This window comes from Micromonospora matsumotoense, from assembly GCF_050951065.1.
Classification (GTDB): Bacteria; Actinomycetota; Actinomycetes; order Mycobacteriales; family Micromonosporaceae; genus Micromonospora; species Micromonospora matsumotoensis.
In genome coordinates, this window is sequence record NZ_CP192025.1 from 6,808,365 (window position 1) to 6,824,949 (window position 16,585).

General features: G+C 72.3%; 14 protein-coding genes and 1 riboswitch. Of the genes, 5 read left to right on the forward strand and 9 right to left on the reverse strand.

Features of this window, described 5'->3' with window-relative positions; translation table 11 throughout:
* Positions 1-46 precede the first annotated feature (46 nt).
* A complete protein-coding gene (locus ACQP1S_RS29150; RefSeq protein WP_067305333.1) occupies positions 47-250 on the reverse strand; it encodes a cold-shock protein in 204 nt (67 codons plus the stop codon).
* A gap of 223 nt (positions 251-473) precedes the next feature.
* Between ACQP1S_RS29150 and ACQP1S_RS29155 the strand changes: the two genes are divergently transcribed.
* Positions 474-1,004 (forward strand): N-acetyltransferase family protein, encoded by a 531-nt coding sequence (locus ACQP1S_RS29155; RefSeq protein WP_432900976.1) that lies wholly within the window; start codon positions 474-476, stop codon positions 1,002-1,004.
* 219 nt (positions 1,005-1,223) lie between these two features.
* On the opposite strand, the gene paaN is transcribed toward ACQP1S_RS29155, so the two are convergent.
* From paaN to thrC, 3 genes are all read right to left on the reverse strand, one after another.
* Positions 1,224-2,897: a phenylacetic acid degradation protein PaaN gene (gene paaN / locus ACQP1S_RS29160; RefSeq protein WP_432900978.1), complete on the reverse strand. Its 1,674-nt coding sequence runs from the start codon at positions 2,895-2,897 to the stop codon at positions 1,224-1,226.
* A gap of 52 nt (positions 2,898-2,949) precedes the next feature.
* On the reverse strand, positions 2,950-4,095 hold the full coding sequence (locus ACQP1S_RS29165) for a GNAT family N-acetyltransferase (protein WP_432900980.1): 1,146 nt from the start codon (positions 4,093-4,095) through the stop codon (positions 2,950-2,952).
* 533 nt (positions 4,096-4,628) lie between these two features.
* Positions 4,629-5,915 carry a threonine synthase gene (gene thrC / locus ACQP1S_RS29170; protein ID WP_432900983.1) on the reverse strand — a complete coding sequence of 429 codons (1,287 nt, stop codon included), beginning with the start codon at positions 5,913-5,915 and terminating at the stop codon, positions 4,629-4,631.
* A gap of 9 nt (positions 5,916-5,924) precedes the next feature.
* Positions 5,925-6,060: riboswitch (SAM riboswitch) on the reverse strand.
* A 301-nt stretch (positions 6,061-6,361) separates the two neighbouring features.
* Between thrC and ACQP1S_RS29175 the strand changes: the two genes are divergently transcribed.
* Complete coding sequence (locus ACQP1S_RS29175; RefSeq protein WP_432900986.1) at positions 6,362-7,084, forward strand: hypothetical protein; 723 nt, start codon at positions 6,362-6,364, stop codon at positions 7,082-7,084.
* A gap of 54 nt (positions 7,085-7,138) precedes the next feature.
* Here ACQP1S_RS29175 and ACQP1S_RS29180 read toward each other — a convergent pair whose 3' ends face one another.
* The gene (locus ACQP1S_RS29180) at positions 7,139-7,588 is read right to left on the reverse strand and encodes a DoxX family protein (protein WP_091247453.1); all 450 of its coding nucleotides are present in this window, start codon (positions 7,586-7,588) and stop codon (positions 7,139-7,141) included.
* A 1,021-nt stretch (positions 7,589-8,609) separates the two neighbouring features.
* On the opposite strand from ACQP1S_RS29180, the gene ACQP1S_RS29185 reads away from it, so the two are divergent.
* A complete protein-coding gene (locus ACQP1S_RS29185; RefSeq protein WP_432900990.1) occupies positions 8,610-10,385 on the forward strand; it encodes a hypothetical protein in 1,776 nt (591 codons plus the stop codon).
* A 304-nt stretch (positions 10,386-10,689) separates the two neighbouring features.
* Here the strand turns inward: ACQP1S_RS29185 and ACQP1S_RS29190 are convergent, their stop codons facing one another.
* The 4 genes from ACQP1S_RS29190 to ACQP1S_RS29205 all read right to left on the reverse strand — a co-directional run bounded on the left by ACQP1S_RS29190 (position 10,690) and on the right by ACQP1S_RS29205 (position 14,423).
* Complete coding sequence (locus ACQP1S_RS29190; RefSeq protein ID WP_432908421.1) at positions 10,690-11,865, reverse strand: ABC transporter permease; 1,176 nt, start codon at positions 11,863-11,865, stop codon at positions 10,690-10,692.
* Positions 11,866-11,942: 77 nt separating this feature from the next.
* Positions 11,943-12,629, reverse strand: coding sequence for an ABC transporter ATP-binding protein (locus ACQP1S_RS29195; protein ID WP_432908423.1), 687 nt, complete (start codon positions 12,627-12,629; stop codon positions 11,943-11,945).
* A gap of 28 nt (positions 12,630-12,657) precedes the next feature.
* Positions 12,658-13,683, reverse strand: coding sequence for an efflux RND transporter periplasmic adaptor subunit (locus ACQP1S_RS29200; RefSeq protein ID WP_432900993.1), 1,026 nt, complete (start codon positions 13,681-13,683; stop codon positions 12,658-12,660).
* A 197-nt stretch (positions 13,684-13,880) separates the two neighbouring features.
* Positions 13,881-14,423, reverse strand: coding sequence for a hypothetical protein (locus ACQP1S_RS29205; RefSeq protein ID WP_432900996.1), 543 nt, complete (start codon positions 14,421-14,423; stop codon positions 13,881-13,883).
* 124 nt (positions 14,424-14,547) lie between these two features.
* Between ACQP1S_RS29205 and ACQP1S_RS29210 the strand changes: the two genes are divergently transcribed.
* Complete coding sequence (locus ACQP1S_RS29210) at positions 14,548-15,204, forward strand: response regulator transcription factor (RefSeq protein WP_091247464.1); 657 nt, start codon at positions 14,548-14,550, stop codon at positions 15,202-15,204.
* Complete coding sequence (locus ACQP1S_RS29215) at positions 15,201-16,373, forward strand: sensor histidine kinase (protein WP_432900999.1); 1,173 nt, start codon at positions 15,201-15,203, stop codon at positions 16,371-16,373. Before ACQP1S_RS29210 ends, ACQP1S_RS29215 begins: the two co-directional genes overlap by 4 nt.
* Positions 16,374-16,585 lie beyond the last annotated feature (212 nt).

A 16,585-nucleotide genomic window follows, 5' to 3' on the forward strand; every position in this document is an offset into this window, starting at 1 on the left:
CCGTCACGCGGGTGGCCCGACGGGTGGGACCCTCGACACCGCAGGGTCAGGCGATGACGCGGACCCGTTCGGCCTGCGGACCCTTCTGCCCCTGGGCGATCTCGAACTCCACCCGCTGACCGTCGTCGAGCGCCTTGTAGCCGTCCATCTCGATGGCGGAGAAGTGGACGAAGACGTCCTGCCCGCCGTCGACGGCGATGAAGCCGTAGCCCTTTTCGGAGTTGAACCACTTGACGGTGCCCTGTGCCACGGTGCACTTCCTCACTCTGCGCGGCGTTCCACAACCCCGGGATGCCGGCGGGCCGACAGCGGAGAGCCACCGTTTCGGCGATCGGTGAAGGCCGCTGAATCGGTGACCGAAATCGCACGCTACACGAGGAGTGACGACCGCGCACGACCTCAAATCGGGCTAAATCGGACGGGTATCGACCCGGTTACTCATCGGCGGTCATCGTTGCGGTATGCATGCGCACATGACATCTGCCCCGGCCCCGCCGGCGACCCGGACGGCCCCCGTGCACCGGGTGCGTCCGCAGGACGCCGCCCGGATGCGGGCGCTGCGGCTGGAGATGCTCGCGGACGCGCCACTGGCCTTCCTGGAAACCGTCGCCGAGGCCGCCGCCCGACCGCATGCCGAGTACGCGGCCCGGATCGCGTACGTGTCCCAGGGGTGTCACACCGCCCAGTTCGTCGCGGACCCGGGCGGCCGGTTGATCGGGCACGCCGGCGGAACCGTCGCCCCCGACGAGCCGGACCTGACCGTGATCTACGCGGTCTACGTGACCCCCGGCTGGCGTGGCACCGGCCTGCTCGGCGCGCTGGTCGACGAGGTGGCCGCCTGGTCCCGCGCCTGCGGCCGACCGCAGCTCATGCTGGAGGTGGTGGTCGGCAACGACCGCGCCTACCGGGCCTACCACCGCCTGGGTTTCACCGACACCGGCGTCCGCCTCCCCCACCCCAAGATCCCCGCCCTACGCGAACTCCAAATGCGCCGCCCCGCCTAACCCCACCCACCCACCAAACCCCCACCCCACCCCTCCCCCCACCCCCTCCACCCCGCCCCCGCCCTCACCCGCCCCCACCCTCCCCGGTGATCAAGAGGTTTAGGTCAGTCCGAGCGGTTGAACTGACGTAAACCTCTTGATCACCGACCACCCCCGCCGCAGCCGGGGCGCGGACGGGGGTGGGGTGGGGTGGGGTGGGGGTGGGGTGGGAGCGGGGGGTTAGGCGGGGCGGCGGGACTGGACGATGCGGAAGCGGTTGGCCACGTAGGCGCCATCGGTGAGGGCGGCGTTGGCGGCCGGGTTCGCGCCGCTACCGTGGAAGTCGGAGAAGGCGGCGGACTGGTTGACGAAGACCCCGCCGGTGAGGTTGGCCGACAGGTGCACCCCGACGTCGATCGCGGCGGCCTCGACGGCGTCCAGCACCGCCTCGTCGGTCGAGTAGACGGCGGCGGTCAGCGCGCCGGACTCCCCCACGGTCGCCCGCATGATCTCGATGCTGTGCGCGGTCGAGTCGGTGGCGATCACGAAGGAGATCGGGCCGAACCATTCCTGGCCGTACACCTCGGTGTCGGTGGCGGCGAGCTTGACCACCGTCGGCGTCCGGACCACCGCGTCGGGCAGCGCCGGGTGCGCGACGGTACGCGACTCCAGCACCGGCTGGCCGACCTTGGCGACCTCGTCGAGGCGCTCCAGCACCCCGTCGTTGACGATCGCGCCGGTCAACTCGACCCCCCGGGCGGGGTCTGCGGTGAGCTTGCCGATGGTGGCGGCGATGCCGGCGGCCACCTCGTCGAAGCTCCTGTGCCCCTGGTCGGTGGCGATGCCGGCGGCGGGGATCAGGATGTTCTGCGAGGTGGTGCACATCTGCCCGCTGTAGAGGGTCAGCGTGAAGCCCAGGTTGCGGCACATCCCGGCGAAGTCGTCGGTGGAGTCGATCACGACGGTGTTCAGGCCGGCCTTCTCGGTGTAGACCGTCGCCTGCCGGGCGTTGGCCTCCAGCCAGTCGCCGTACCCGGTGGAGCCGGTGAAGTCGACGATCTTCACGGCCGGGTGCAGGGCCAGCGTCGAGGCCAGCTTCTCGCCGGGGGCCTCGGGGGCGAGCAGCACCAGGTTGGGGTCGAAGCCGGCCTCGGCGAGCACCTCCCGGGCGTACCGCACGGTGATCGCCAGGGGCAGCACCGCGCGCGGGTGCGGCTTGACGACCACCGGGTTGCCGGTGACCAGCGAGGCGAACAGCCCGGGGTACGAGTTCCAGGTCGGGAAGGTGTTGCAGCCGATCACCAGGGCCACCCCGCGCGGCACCACGTGGAACGTCTTGGTCATCCGCAGCGGGTCGCCCTTGCCGGCGGCCTTCTCCCAGCCGGCCGTCCCGGGGTGCCGGGTCATCTCCGCGTACGCGTAGGCGAGCGCCTCCAGGGCCCGGTCCAGCGCGTGCGCGCCGCCGGCCTGGAAGGCCATCACGAACGCCTGCCCGCTGGTGAACTGCACCGCGTTGGCCAGCTCGAAGATGTGCCGGTGCAGCCGGGCGAGGATCTCCAGGCAGACCCCCACCCGGGCCTGCGGGCCGGCGTCGCGCCAGGTCGGCAGGGCGGCGGAGGCGGCGGCGACCGCCTCGTCCGCGCCCGGGTGCGGGTAGCGCACGTCCAGGGCCACCCCGAACGGGCTCGTCTCGGTGGCGACCCGGTCGCCCGTGCCCGGCTGGTCGAGCGGAAAATCACCACCGAGGTACGCCTCGAAGGCGGCCTTCCCGTCGGCGGCGGCGGTCTCGCCGTACACCCGGGGGCTGGGCGATTCGGGGTAGGCGGACCAGTACCCGCGTTCCGTGATCGCGGTCAGCGCGCGGTGCAGGGTGTCGGCGTGCCTGTCGTACAGCGGGTGCGGGGTCTCCGTCATGCCCGCCATCATGCAACAGATGACGGCCAGATCAGTAGGGGCGTGTCACAGTTCAGATGGTCAGCTGCCACTCCGTGGATCCGGCCGCCGGCCGGAAGCCGAGCTGCTCGTTGATCGCGATCATGTGGCTGTTCGCCGCCGCGTTGTAGGTGTCGATCATCTGCAGCTCCGGCTCGTACGCCAGGGTGTGTGCGAGGTTCTCGGCCTTGCACAGCAGGCCGAGCCGGTGCCCCCGGTGCGCCGGGTCGACGATGGTGATCTGCTGCCAGGCGTGCCGGGTGGTGTTCGCGGCCAGGCTGAGCAGGCTCCATCCGACCAGCCGGCCGGACGCCTCGTGCACGGCAGCGACGCTGTACCGGCGGACCCCCCGCGCGTCCAGGGCCCGCTCGATGCCCCGGATCCGCTCGGCGTCCACCTGCTCCGGCTCCCACTCCAGATCCCCCATCGGCGCGTCGGCCAGCAGCCGGCCCTCCAGGTACGCGACGTCGGCGAGGTACTCCTCCGGGGGCAGGTCCCGCCAACGGACCGTGCGGTAGCCGGCGGCGGCCGAGCGCGCGTCGGCCAGCAGGGCCGCCAGCCGTCGCCGGTCGAGCGCGGCGACGTCGAGCCGACGGCGGACGTCGACCAGCGCCGCCTTCGCGCCGAGCGCCGCCGCGAAGGCCGCCCCGGCCAGCTCCCCGCCCGGCATGTCCCTGCCCGACTCGCCTGGTGCTTCCCGGCCCGACTCACCCGGCGCTTCCCCGCCCAGGTTGTCCGGCGCTTCCCCGCCCAGGTCGCCGGGTGTTTCCCGGCGCGGTTCGCCGGGCCCTTCCGCACCCGGCAGGGCGGCCACGGCGGAGCCGACCACCCGCTTGCGGCCGGTCTCCCGGAGCAGCTCCCGGGCGTGCGCGAACAGCGCCCGGCCCACCCCTCTACGCCGGTACGCCGGGTCCACCACCAGCTCGATACTGGCGTTCTCGGTGTTCTCCCACAGATGCAGGTTGATCCGGACCCAGCCGACGGGCACCCCGTCGAGGTGCGCCACCGACCACCGGGTGTCGATGCCGGGCATCGGATGCCGCAACGGCGCCTCGAACCGACGCCGACACAGCGGCGGCAGGTCGGGCGCGTCCATCGCCTCGGCCGTGGCCGCGATCCGGTAGGCCGCGTCGAGGGTCGGCTGGTCGGTCGGATCGAGTGCCGCGATGTACAGGTCCACGCCGCGAGTCTTCCGGCGTACGACGAAGGGGGCCAGCGGATTTCCGCTGGCCCCCTTGCACGTTGGTCGGGAGGGACGTTCGCACAACGCCTCCGGCGTTGGGTCGCAAGAACTTGAAAAGTCTCCGGCGAAAGCCCTCCCGCACGGAGCATCTTGCGCTGTCCGGTTCCTGCCGTCAAGTCCTTCCCTGCGGGTTTTCGCCACTCACCGCGAAATTCCGGTCACCCAGAGATCCACTCCGTCCAGACGCCGCCCCGGTCGCGATGATCAACACAACTGGGCCGAAAAGGCGGTGTCCCGGCCGGCTGACACCGCCTTTTGCGCCCAAGCGAGTCGATCACGCCCGCGGACGGGCACCGCGGACACGCACCGCAGACACGCACCGCAGACGGGCGCGGCGGACACGCACGGCGGGCGCGCACTGCGGACGGCCGCACCGCGGGCGCGCACTGCGGACGGCCGCACCGCGGGCGCGCACTGCGGACGGCCGCACCGCGGGCGCGCACGGGCGGGCGTCACGTCATGGACGTGGGTCAGGAGAGGAGGCCGGCGTCGCGGGCGGCGCGCAGGGACGGCTTGATCCGGTGGGTGGGGCCGACCTCACCGGCGACCGCGTCGATGGTCTTCAGGCCCTCGCCGGTGTTGAAGACGACCGTCTCGGCGGCCGGGTCGAGCTTGCCGGACTCGACGAGCTTGCGCAGCACCGCCACGGTCACCCCACCGGCCGTCTCGGCGAAGACGCCGGTGGTCCGGGCCAACAGCCGGATGCCGGCGCGGATCTCGTCGTCGTCGACGTACTCCATCCAGCCACCGGTCCGGCGCACCGCCTCCAGGGCGTACAGGCCGGCGGCCGGGTCGCCGATGTTGAGCGACTTGGCGATGCCGGTCGGCCGGACCGGGGTGATGGTGTCGGTGTCGGCGTGCAGGGCGGCGGCGATCGGGTTGCAGCCGGCCGACTGGGCGCCGAACACCTTCCAGCCCCCGGCGGGCGCCTCGACCAGACCGATCTCCACCAGTTCGGTGAACGCCTTGTCGATCTTGGTGAGCAGTTCACCGGAGGCCATCGGGATGACCACCTGGGCGGGAATCCGCCAGCCGAGCTGCTCGGCCACCTCGTACCCGAGGGTCTTGGAACCCTCGGCGTAGTACGGCCGGACGTTGACGTTGACGAAGGCGGTGTCCTCGAACTCGTCGGTCTCCACCAGTTCGCCGCAGAGCCGGTTCACGTCGTCGTACGAGCCGTCGATGGCGACCAGGTCGCCGCCGTAGACGGCGGTGGTGATCACCTTGCCCTGCTCCAGGTCGCCGGGGATGAAGACCACCGACGGCACTCCGGCGCGGGCGGCGTGGGCGGCCACCGAGTTGGCCAGGTTGCCGGTCGAGGCGCAGGCGAACCGCTGGAAGCCGAGCGCCCGCGCGGCGGTCAGCGCCACCGAGACGACCCGGTCCTTGAACGAGTGGGTCGGGTTGGCGCTGTCGTCCTTGATCCACAGCGGCGCGCTGATGCCCAGCTCGGCGGCGAGGTTCGGGGCCGCCACCAACGGGGTGAGCCCCGGGTCGAGGGTGACCCGGGTGGCCGGGTCCTGGCCGGCGGGCAGGAGCGCGGCGTACCGCCAGATGTTCTGTGGGCCGGCCTCGATCTGCTCCCGGGTGACGGTGGCCAGCGCGGCGGTGTCGTAGTCGACCTCCAGCGGGCCGAAACACTCGTAACAGGCGTGCTGCGCGGCGAGCGGGTAGCGGGCGGAGCAGGCGCGGCAGACCAGGGCGCGGGCGGGGCTGGCGGTGGTGTCGATACCAGGGGCGGCGAGCGTCGACGTCATGTCGGATTCCTCTCATCTTTCCCCGCATCGCACCCTGCGGCGGGGACGGAATTGGCACCTGCCCCGCGGGACGCTCAGCGATGAGCGCGCGGGGTGGTTGCCGGGGCGTCGTCGGGCCGTATCCCTCAGCCCCTCTGGATGAGGTATGCAGTTGTGCCACCGAGTCTAGGCAGCTTCGCGGCCATCGCCCAGCCCGCTTCCCACGGTGTGAACCACCCGCTCGGCGGCGGTTCGCCGGCAGCGCCGACAGCCATTGATGTTTCGGGCAAGTTTCCAGCTCAGTACGCCCGCCCGCGCGCCGCGGAGCCGCCCGCACGCCGGCCCTCCGGTCGGCCCCTGACCGCGCTCCGACAGGCCGGTACGGGACGGCCGTCGAGCCGATGACCGACATTGCCATCGATCAGTACGGTGCGGGAGATCTGACGTCGAGAGAGGACCCCCCGCCCATGCGACGGATCCCGTCGAGCCTTGCGACCCTCACCCTGGTCTGCCTGCTGACCGCCGCCTGCGGGGGTGAGCAGGGCGGAACGGACGGGGCAGCGCCCACGGCCGGCCCGTCCACCGGGCCGTCCACCGCCTCGGTGCTCAGTGCTGCCTCCCCCGAGGCGACTCCCACCGAGGCGGAGTCGTCGCCGGAGGCGAAGGCCGCCCCCACCACCGCGCCGGCTGTCGCCCCGACCACCGCCGCCGCCCCGGTCAAGGCCCCGTTGACCTGCGCCCATCTGGCGGAGGCCCGCATCGGCAGCAGCAAGACGCCCTACAACGGCTACCCGGACTACCTGCCGCTGGCCGGGGGGCAGTGGTCCGGCGAGGACGGGGCCACCGTGACGCTCCAGAAGCCCTGCGGCATCGGCGACATGGACGGCGACGGCGCGGAGGACGCGGTGGGCGCGGTGGCGGTCAACTCCGGGGGCAGCGGCACCTTCTACACGCTCGCGGCGTGGCGCAACAGCGGTGGCCTGCCGGTGTTCCGGGCACTGACCGACCTCGGGGACCGGACCCCGGTCGTCTCGATCAGCGTGGCCGGACGCAAAGCCACAGTGGTCTGGCTCACCCGCAGCCCCAGCCGGGGCATGGCCGAGCTGGACATCAAGCGGACGTCGGTCTTCAAGCTCTCCGGCTCCACTCTCACCGAGGTGAGCCACACCGACGCCCCCTACAACCCCTGACCGGAAGCGTCGCCGGAGCCTCCTCGTCGAGGCTCCGGCGACGCCGTCAGTGCGTCAGGCCGGCACCGAGCTGGGTACGGCCGCCGGTGCCGACGGGGCCTCGGCGCTCCGGCGGGCGAGCAGCGTGTCGAGCGCCCAGGAGCCCGGGCCGAGCACCGTGATCAGCAGGAACGACCAGCAGAAGAGCGCCGACAGCTCGCCCCCGTTGCGCAGCGGCAGCAGGTCCTGCGGCTGGTGCACCACGAAGTAGGCGTACGCCATCGAGCCGGACGCGAGCAGCGCGGCGGGTCGGGTGAAGAGCCCGGCCAGCACCAGCGCGCCGCAGACCAGCTGGATCAATGCGGCCCACCAGCCGGGCCAGGCCCCGACCGGGACAGCCTTGCCGGTCATGGGGCTGCCGCCGAACAACCCGAAGACCGAGGACAGGCCGTGCAGCATGAACAGCAGGCCGATGACGATGCGGTACAGCGACAGAGTCGGCCCGCCGAGCCGAGAGACGTTCATGGGAACCTCCATGGAAGGGATTAACTCCCACCCATGATGAGGCATCGAAGCGCTTAAATCGATAAAAACTTTGCTGCCGGGAAGATCCCACTGCGAAACAGTACCTCACCCCCGCCTCCGGGGTCGCCCCGCCGTCGCACTGACACCGGGATCCGGGGCCACACCGGGCGTACGGGCCGGTGACCGTGCCGTCGTTCACCCGTCGCCAACGGCCGCCGCCGCCAACCCGCCAGGCGCGCGAACGTAATGATTGTTAACTATGAATTAACTGTCATCAAGTTCATATGCAAAGTTTATACAGAATGAATATGCGCACAATTCGCGTGGGCTCATACGGAGATCTCTCCGGGCGGTCCGGATCGCCCGACGGGTCGACCGGACCACACCCACACCACCACCTGCGGAACCCACCCGGCCCCACCTCGGGGCCCGGCCCCGGGCACGCCACCACCGCACCGCTCGACCATGATGCAAGTTTCCGCTGCTCGTGGCGGCCAACACGCCCCGGGCCCATCTCCGCCGGCGGCACCCCGAACACCGCCGGGGACCGATGCCGCCCATCCCGGCCCGCGCGCCGACCCGGACGACGGCGGCCGATTGGCGCGATATACCCGCGACACCCCGAACGCCCCACCCATCAGCAATTTCCGCTGGTGCCCGTTCGGTGCGCCTCGACACGCAATCCGACAATCATCCACCGCGTCGGACAGCAGACCTGACGGTTCAAAAATCCTTAACAAGTTCTACCGCGATAACAGCAGCCGTAATCCGTTAGCCTCATCACCACGTTGCTCCCGGAATTGCGGCGCTCGCCCTCGAATTCACCCACCAAGCCCCGCCTCACCAGGCCGGACAGCCATCTCGATCCGGCGATCTTCATTCCTATTGGTCGATGCATTCTTGGGCTTTACCTGCGATTCCGTGCGCCATGTTGATGAACCATCCCCCTGGTCGAGAGCGGTCCGGGCCACCCCATCCCGGCTACCGCAAGCTCGACTGATTGTTCACGGAAAGGACCATCGTGCGACGTCGAACACGCCTGCCCGGACGACTGCTGGCCGCATTCGCGACCCTTACCCTGCTGCCCGTCCTCGCCACCCCGGCCAGCGCTGAAACCCGACCCGAAACGGTACGGTTGCTCGCCAAGGCCGCCGCCGACGAGTGTTTTGCCGGCGTCGGTGTCGACTATCCACCCGGACCGCCCTGCGCCGTGGGGCAGCCCAAGGTCAACCAGTCGTACGTCTGGGGTCTCGCCCAGGCCGGCCGCCGGCTCTGGTTCGGCACCGGGGCGAACGTGCTCTGCCTGAAGCCCGAGGGCTACCAGGTCCGCGAACCGATCCTCAACGACGACTACGTCTGCGAGTTCGGCCAGAGCCAGCCGGCCCGGGGCAACCCCGCCCTGCCGGCCACCCTCGGCGACCACCGCACCCCCGAGGTCTACACCTACGACCTGGCCACCGAGCGGCTCACCGAGCGCACCGCCGACATCACGTCCGCCTCCCCGGCGGACGCGAACCTGCTGCACACGACCGCGGGGCTGCGCAGCGCCGCCGCCCACCAGGGGGTCGTGCTCCTCGGCGGCCCGAGCGTGGTCGGCGGGGTGAACGTGTTCGCCTTCGACACCCTCACCGGCCGGTACCTCGGCTCCACCAACCTCTCGGCGTACGAGAACATCCGGCACTGGGTGGTCGCCGGGGGCGTGCTCTACGCCGGGGTCGGGCTGGGTGCCAACGGCGGCGAGGCCGGCCGGGTGCTGCGCTGGACCGGCGACCGCACCGACCCGTTCGCCTTCACCGAGGTCGCCGACCTGCCCACCCAGGTCGCCGACCTCACCGAGCACCAGGGTCGGCTCTACGTCTCGACCTGGCCGAAGGCGATCGTCGACGGCGCGGTGGCCCGGATTCCCGACCAGGTCGACCCGGCGGCGGCCCCACCGGCCGCGCACAGCACCGACAGCGCCGACACCACCGACCTGGCCAGCATCTGGATGAGCCCGCCGCTGGCTGCGGGCGCGCCCGGCCTGAACCCGACGGACGCCGGCAACTGGACGCAGGTGTGGTCGGCCGCCGACTACGAGCCCGACCCGGTGGTCCGCCGGGCGTACGCCCTCGGTGGTCTCGCCTCCTACGGCGGCCGGCTGCACTGGGGCACCATGCACGTGCCGTTGCAGGCGACCGCGCTGCACGTGTCGGTGTATCCGCCGCGCAGCCAGGCGCAGCTCCAGGCCACCGTGCAGAACACCCAGCGGGCGTTCGCCGTCTTCCGGGGCCAGGACCTCGGCGGCACGCACGAACGGATCGAGACGCTCTACGGCGAGTCGACGCTGCCGGCGTACGACCCGGCCGCCAACAACGGTGTCGGCGCCTGGGCCCCGGCGCCCACCGGCACCACCCCGCTCTACGGCGCTTCCGGCTTCGGCGACCCGTTCAACCTGTACGCCTGGAAGATGGCAGTGGCCGGCGGGCGGCTCTACGTCGGCACCATGGACTTCGCCTACATCTCGCTGGAGGGCGAGATGCCGACGCCCCCGGCCGGCGCGGCGAAGTCCCCGGCCGGCGCGGTGACCAGCCCGCCGACCTTCGGCGCCGATCTCTGGTCGTTCGACGCGCCCGGCCAGCCTGCCCGCGCGGTGGACACCGGAGGTTTCGGCAACCCGCTCAACCAGGGTGTCCGGACCATGGTCGTGGACGGCTCCACGCTCTATCTCGGGATGGCCAACCCGATGAACCTGCGCACCGACCCGACGCCCGGTGTCCCGAAGGGGGGCTGGGAGCTGATCCGGGTCAGCCGGCGCTGACCCCGGCCGACTGACCCTGGCTCGGCGGCCGGTGAGGTCCCCACCGGCCGCCGAGCCACCCGACCGCCCGGGCCACGCCCTACCCCGACCGCCCGGGCCACGCCCTACCCCGACCGCCCGGGCCACGCCCTACCCCGACCGCCCGGGCCACGCCCTACCCCGACCGCCCGGGCCAGGGTCACGCCCCACCCGTCCGGGCCAGGGCCGGCACCCACCCGACCCCCCGGGCCGGCGTCACCCCGGCTTCACCCCGCCGGCGTCACCGACCCGGCCCCGGCCCGTCCGGCGGTCGGGGGCGTGCCGGTCACGGGGCGGCAAGGGCCTCGGTGGGTGAGAGCCGGCTGGCCCGGATCGCCGGGTAGAGCCCGGCCACCGCGCCGATGCCGATGGTCGCCCCGATGCCGCCGGCCACCACCCAGAGCGGCACCACCGTCGGCCACCCCTGTGAGCTGGCATAACCGGTGGTGACCAGGCTGCCGAGCAGCACCCCGCCCAGCCCGCCCAGGGCGGACAACAGCAGCGACTCGGCGAGGAACTGGGTCCGGACCTGTCCCCGGGTGGCGCCCAGCGACCGCCGCAGGCCGATCTCGGCCCGCCGCTCGATCACCGAGATGACCATGGTGTTGGCCACCCCCACCCCGCCCACCAGCAACGCCACCGCGCCCAGCCCGAGCAGCAGACCGGTGAACGCCTCATCGGTGGCCTGCCGGGCGGCGAGCGCATCGGACGGCCGGGAGACCTGGATCTCGTTGGACTGCTCCGGGTTGGCCGTCGCCGCCAGCACCGCCCGGACCGACTCGACGTGCTGCTCGGCCGAGCGGGTGTAGATCCGGGTCGGATGCCCGTCCAGGCCGAGGTAGGTGGTCGCGGCCGACCAACCGACCAGGGCCGACGAGTCGAGTTCCGGCGCGAGCGGGACCGGCTGCAGGATGCCGATCACGGTGAACCACCGCCCGTCCAGATAGACCTGGACGTCCGGCCCGGCCGCACCGAGCCCGAGCCGCTCGGCGGCGACGGACCCGAGCACCGTGGCCGGATACCTCGCGGTGGCCCCGTTGAGCCAGGTCCCGCTGGCCAGCACGCCACCGACGGTGTCGAGCAGGTCCAACTCCACCGCCTGGGTGCCCAACCCGCCGGTCTGCGCCGCCGGAATCCGGTCCGACCGGTAGACCGGGGTGTCGGCCAGTTGGGCGGTGGCCGACACCTGGCGTACCGGGCCGATCCGGCTGATCATGCCGGCGGCCTCGACCGGCAACTGGGCGTCGGCCCCGAACAGGGTGCTCCCCGGCGCGACGGTGAGCAGGTTGGTGCCGAGGGCGGCCAGGGTCCGGTCCAGGTCGGCCCGCGACGACGAGGAGATGCCGACCACGCTGATCATCGCCGCGATGCCGATGGCGATGCCCAGGGCGGACAGGAACGCCCGCAGCGGCCGGGTACGCAGCCCCACGCCGCCGACCCGCAGCACGTCCTGTGGGCTCATCCGGGCCGGCCGCAGCCGATCCGGTCGCCCCGCGCCGGTTCGCCGGGCCGCGCCGGTCGACCGCAGCGGTGTGGTGGTCATCGGAGTACCCCCTCGGTCGGGGCGGCGGAGTCCGCCACGATCAGCCCGTCGCGCATCTGCACCTGCCGGGGCAGGCTCGCCGCGATCTCCCGGTCGTGGGTGATGACCACGACGGTGGTGCCGGCCGCGTGCAGCTCGTGCAGCAGCTCCATCACCCCCGCGCCGGAGCTGGAGTCGAGATTGCCGGTCGGCTCGTCGGCCAGCAGCAGCGGCGGTTCGCCGACCACCGCCCGGGCGATCGCCGCCCGCTGCCGCTCCCCGCCGGAGAGCTGGTGCGGCCGGTGGTCCAGCCGGTGCCCCAGGCCGACCCGCCGCAGCGCGACCTCCGCCCGCCGCCGCCGCTCCCGCCGGGCCACCCCGGCATAGAGCAGGCCGTCCGCCACGTTCTCCACCAGTGGTACGCCGGCAGCCAGGTGAAACTGCTGGAACACGAAGCCGATCCGGCTGGCCCGCAGGGCGGACAGTTCCCGGTCGGACAGCCGCGCGGCGTCGTACCCGTCGATGTGGACCGCGCCCGAGCTGGGCCGGTCCAGGGTGCCGATCACGTTGAGCATGGTGGACTTCCCCGACCCGGACGGGCCGACGATGGCCACCAGGGCACCCCGGTCGACGGTCATCGACACCCCCCCGAGGGCGGCGACCGTGTCGCCGTAGCGTTTCGTCACGTCGCGTAGCACGACCACGTGCTCGGGAAGGTCGGCCCGGGGCGGCTCAGTCACCGGGCATCCCCACGGTCAGCCCCTCGGTGACCGCCTCGCCGGAGACCTCCACCCGGCCGTCCGCGAAGAGGCCGGTACGCACCGCGACGATCCGGGTGCCGCCCTCCTCGACCACCTCCAGTCCGTAGCCGCCCTCGGCCAGGGTGAGCAGCGCCGCGACCGGCACCGTGAGCACGTCGGCGCGTTCCGAGGCGACCAGGCCGACGTCCACCGCCGCCTTGTCGTAGCCGGCCAGTGCCTTGGCGTCGTCGCCGGTGATGGTCACCTCGATCCTGGTGTCGGTCTCCGCGTCCTTGCCGGTCGTCGCCGCCGAGGTCTGCACCACCGTCTCGACCGTGTCGACCCGGCCGGTGCTGCGGGTGCCGTCCGGCAGGGTGATGGTCACCTCCGCGCCCTTGCGGGCCAGCCGCTGGTCCTCGACGTCCAGGGTGCAGGTGACCAGGCGGGTCGTGCCGGTGGTCGAGAGGACCGCCTTGCCCGCGCCGACGGTGTCGCCCACCTCCACGCCGTGGCTCTCCACCCGGACCTCGGCGGGGGCGTAGACGATCCGGGCCGGCTCGATCTGGCCGGTCTCCGGCAGGCCGAGATCCTCCTGCCAGCCCCGGACCGCGTCGGCGGTCGCCGAGGTGAAATCCTCGTCGACGGTGAAGCCGGTGTGCCCGAGCGCGGCGAGGTTCTGCTCGAACTGCTTGACGTCGGTGCCGCTGACCCCGGAACGCAGCACCCGGTACGCGGGCAGGCCGCCGTAGAGCAGCACCACCGGCTCGTCGTCGATCCGGTAGAGCGTCTTACCCCGCTTGACCGTCGCGCCGCCCGGGGCGAGCCAGGTGACCGTCCCGCTCAGTCGGCTGTCCCGGGCGCGCGGGGTGCCGTACCCCAGCTCGCCGTTCTTGGTCTCCCGGTCGACCAGGGTCTGCCGGGTGACCTTGGTGGTCGACGGCGGCCTGCGGTCGGGCGACGTCGCACGGTCGGCGTGGCCGCCACTGGCGAAGGTGACCGCCGTTGCCGCCACCGCCACCACGAGCAGCCCCGCCGCCCCCAGCAGGAAACCCGGTCGCGGGCGTCGCCGCCGGACCGGTGACGCACCCGGGCCGGGGGGCGGGCCGGTGCGGGACGGGCCGGTGCGGGACGGGTCAGCGGCAACCGGGCCTGCGGCAGACGGCTCGACGGCAGGCGGGACGGTGACGGACGGGTCAGCGGATCGGGGTGCGCCGGTCATGACGTCCCCCGGCGTTCACCGAGGTTGGGCACGGTCTCCCGGCACTTGTCGAACGCGGTCTTCACCGCCGGGTCCTTCAGGTCGATGCCGGCCCGACCGGGCTGGATGCGGCCGTCGGCCGCCGGGTCGGGGAAGTTCGGCACCCCGTTCTCCCGCATGCACCGGGCCAGCTTGCGCACCTGCTCGACCTGGGCGGCGTCGAGCTGCCGGGGCTGCCCGCCGTTGGGGGCGTACTCGCGGCACTGCTGGAGCGCCGCCTGCACCTTGGCCGGGTCGACGTCCGACCCACCGTCGAACCGGGGCCCCTTCTGCCCCGGCTGCGGGTCCGGCACGTCGAGACCCTGCTCCCGCAGGCACGTGGTGAACTTGAGCTGGCGTTGCTCGTCGCTCATCCCGGCGGCGGAGATCGAGGGCTCCGCCCCGCCGCCACCGGCGGTGGCCACCCCGGAGTCGTCGTCGCTGCCGGACTGGCAGCCGCTCAGGGCCAGGGCCGCCGCCACGGGCACGACCAGGAGCAGGCTCAGTGGATTTCGTCGCATCGTCGGTCTCCCTTCGACCGGCAGAGAGCCGGCATTAGGGATAACTCAACTCCTCAGGCGGTATCCAGGGCGTAAACGGCAACGTTAACGCGGTGGTTATCCCGGCATAGGCGAGGATGGAACGGTGCGCGTACTGGTGTGCGAGGACGAGAAACTGCTCGCGGACGCGATCGCCGAGTGGCTCCGCCGGGAGTCGTTCGCGGTCGACGTCGCCTACGACGGCGACGCCGCCCTGGAACGCATCGGCGTCAACGGGTACGACGTGGTCGTGCTCGACCGGGACCTGCCGGTGGTGCACGGCGACGACGTGTGCCGTGCCCTGGTCAATGCCGAGCGGGACACCCGGATCCTGATGCTGACCGCTGCCGCCGCCGTCCGGGAACGGGTCGCCGGCCTGGCCATCGGCGCGGACGACTACCTCACCAAGCCGTTCGCGTTCGTCGAGCTGAGCGCCCGGGTGCACGCCCTGACCCGGCGGACCCGGCCGGCCGCTCCGCCGCAGCTGACCCGGGCCGGGATCGTCCTGGACCCGTCCCGGTTGCAGGTCACCCGGGACGGGAACTTCGTGCCGCTGTCCCGCAAGGAGTTCGGCGTGCTGGCCGAGCTGCTGCGGGCCGACGGCGCGGTGGTCTCCGCCGAGGAACTCCTCGAACGGGCCTGGGACGAGCACATCGACCCGATGACCAACGTGCTGCGGGTGACCGTGATGAAGCTGCGACGCAAGCTCGGCGACCCACCGGTCATCGAGACGGTCCCGGGAGTGGGATACCAGATCCGATGAGGAAACCGACCATCCGGGCCAGGCTCACCCTCATCTACGGTGGCCTGTTCCTGCTCGCCGGCACGGTACTGCTCGCCGTGACGTACGTGCTGGTGGACCAGCGGCTCGCCCACGGTCTCGGGTTCAACCTGCGCGGGAACGGCGGCAAGGAGTCGATCTCGCTGCCCCAGGGCACGCAGATCAACGCCGAGCAGGCCGAGCACCTGCGCAACCTCGTCCGGCAGGTACAGGACGACGCCCGCCGGGACGCCCTGGACTCGCTGCTCACCCAGGGCGGGGTGGCGCTGGCCGTGGTGACCATCGCCGCGGTCGCGTTCGGCTGGCTGGTCGCCGGCCGGGCGTTACAGCCGTTGCAGCAGATCACCGGCACGGCCCGCCGGATCGCCGGGGCGGACGGCGCCGGCCGGGGACTGCACGAGCGGATCGCCCTGGCCGGGCCGACCGACGAGGTGAAGGAGCTGGCCGACACGTTCGACCTGATGCTCGAACGACTCGACCGCTCCTTCGACGGGCAACGGCGCTTCGTCGCCAACGCCTCACACGAGTTGCGTACCCCGCTGGCGATCAACCGGTCCCTGGTCGAACTGGCGATCACCCGCCCGGACGCCCCCGCCGAGCTGCGGCAGCTCGGCGAGACCCTACTGTCGGTCAACGAGCGCCACGAGCGGCTGATCGACGGTCTGCTCACCCTCGCCGACTCGGAGAACGAACTCGCCGAACACACCGACGTGGACCTCGCCGAGGTCGCCGGACACGTCGCGGAGCAGACCGCCCGGTCCACCACGCTCGGCGTCACCTGCTCGCTGACGCCGGCCCGTACCGTCGGCGACCCGGTGCTGCTGGAACGGCTCACCCAGAACCTGGTGGAGAACGCCGTCCGGCACAACGTCGACGAGGGCGGCTGGCTCTCGATCACCACCGCCGTGGTCGACGGCCGGGCCACCCTGACCGTCAGCAACAGCGGGCCGGTGGTGCCCGGCTACGAGATCGAGACGATGTTCCTGCCGTTCCGCCGGCTCAACCGGGAACGGGCCGCCGGTCAGCGGGGATTCGGCCTGGGACTTTCCATCGTCCGGGCGGTGGCGCGGGCACACGGCGGCACGGTGCGGGCGGTCCCCCGCCCCGAGGGCGGCCTGGTGGTCACCGTCGCCCTCCCCACCGCCCCCTGACCCCGCCCCGAGCCCGCTCACAAGGGAAGCGCGCCCTTCTGAGCGGGGCTGGGCGGAACACGGGCGGAGCAGGCGAGCCATGATCATTGAACATTTACGAGTACTCGACACGGCGTGTCGTCTCTCTAAACCGCCAATGATCATGAGGTCCACCTCAGCGCGGTCGACGGCACCCTCGACCAATCCCTCGAACCGCCCTCGCCACCTCCCGT

Bases quoted from the DNA above. Each gene is read 5' to 3' on its own strand.
- ACQP1S_RS29190 (WP_432908421.1), bottom strand. From the start codon at position 11,865: ATGAGCCCACAGGACGTGCTGCGGGTCGGCGGCGTGGGGCTGCGTACC.
- ACQP1S_RS29175 (WP_432900986.1), top strand. From the start codon at position 6,362: ATGCGACGGATCCCGTCGAGCCTTGCGACCCTCACCCTGGTCTGCCTG.
- paaN (WP_432900978.1), bottom strand. From the start codon at position 2,897: ATGACGGAGACCCCGCACCCGCTGTACGACAGGCACGCCGACACCCTG.
- ACQP1S_RS29155 (WP_432900976.1), top strand. From the start codon at position 474: ATGACATCTGCCCCGGCCCCGCCGGCGACCCGGACGGCCCCCGTGCAC.
- ACQP1S_RS29215 (WP_432900999.1), top strand. From the start codon at position 15,201: ATGAGGAAACCGACCATCCGGGCCAGGCTCACCCTCATCTACGGTGGC.
- ACQP1S_RS29205 (WP_432900996.1), bottom strand. From the start codon at position 14,423: ATGCGACGAAATCCACTGAGCCTGCTCCTGGTCGTGCCCGTGGCGGCG.
- ACQP1S_RS29180 (WP_091247453.1), bottom strand. From the start codon at position 7,588: ATGAACGTCTCTCGGCTCGGCGGGCCGACTCTGTCGCTGTACCGCATC.
- thrC (WP_432900983.1), bottom strand. From the start codon at position 5,915: ATGACGTCGACGCTCGCCGCCCCTGGTATCGACACCACCGCCAGCCCC.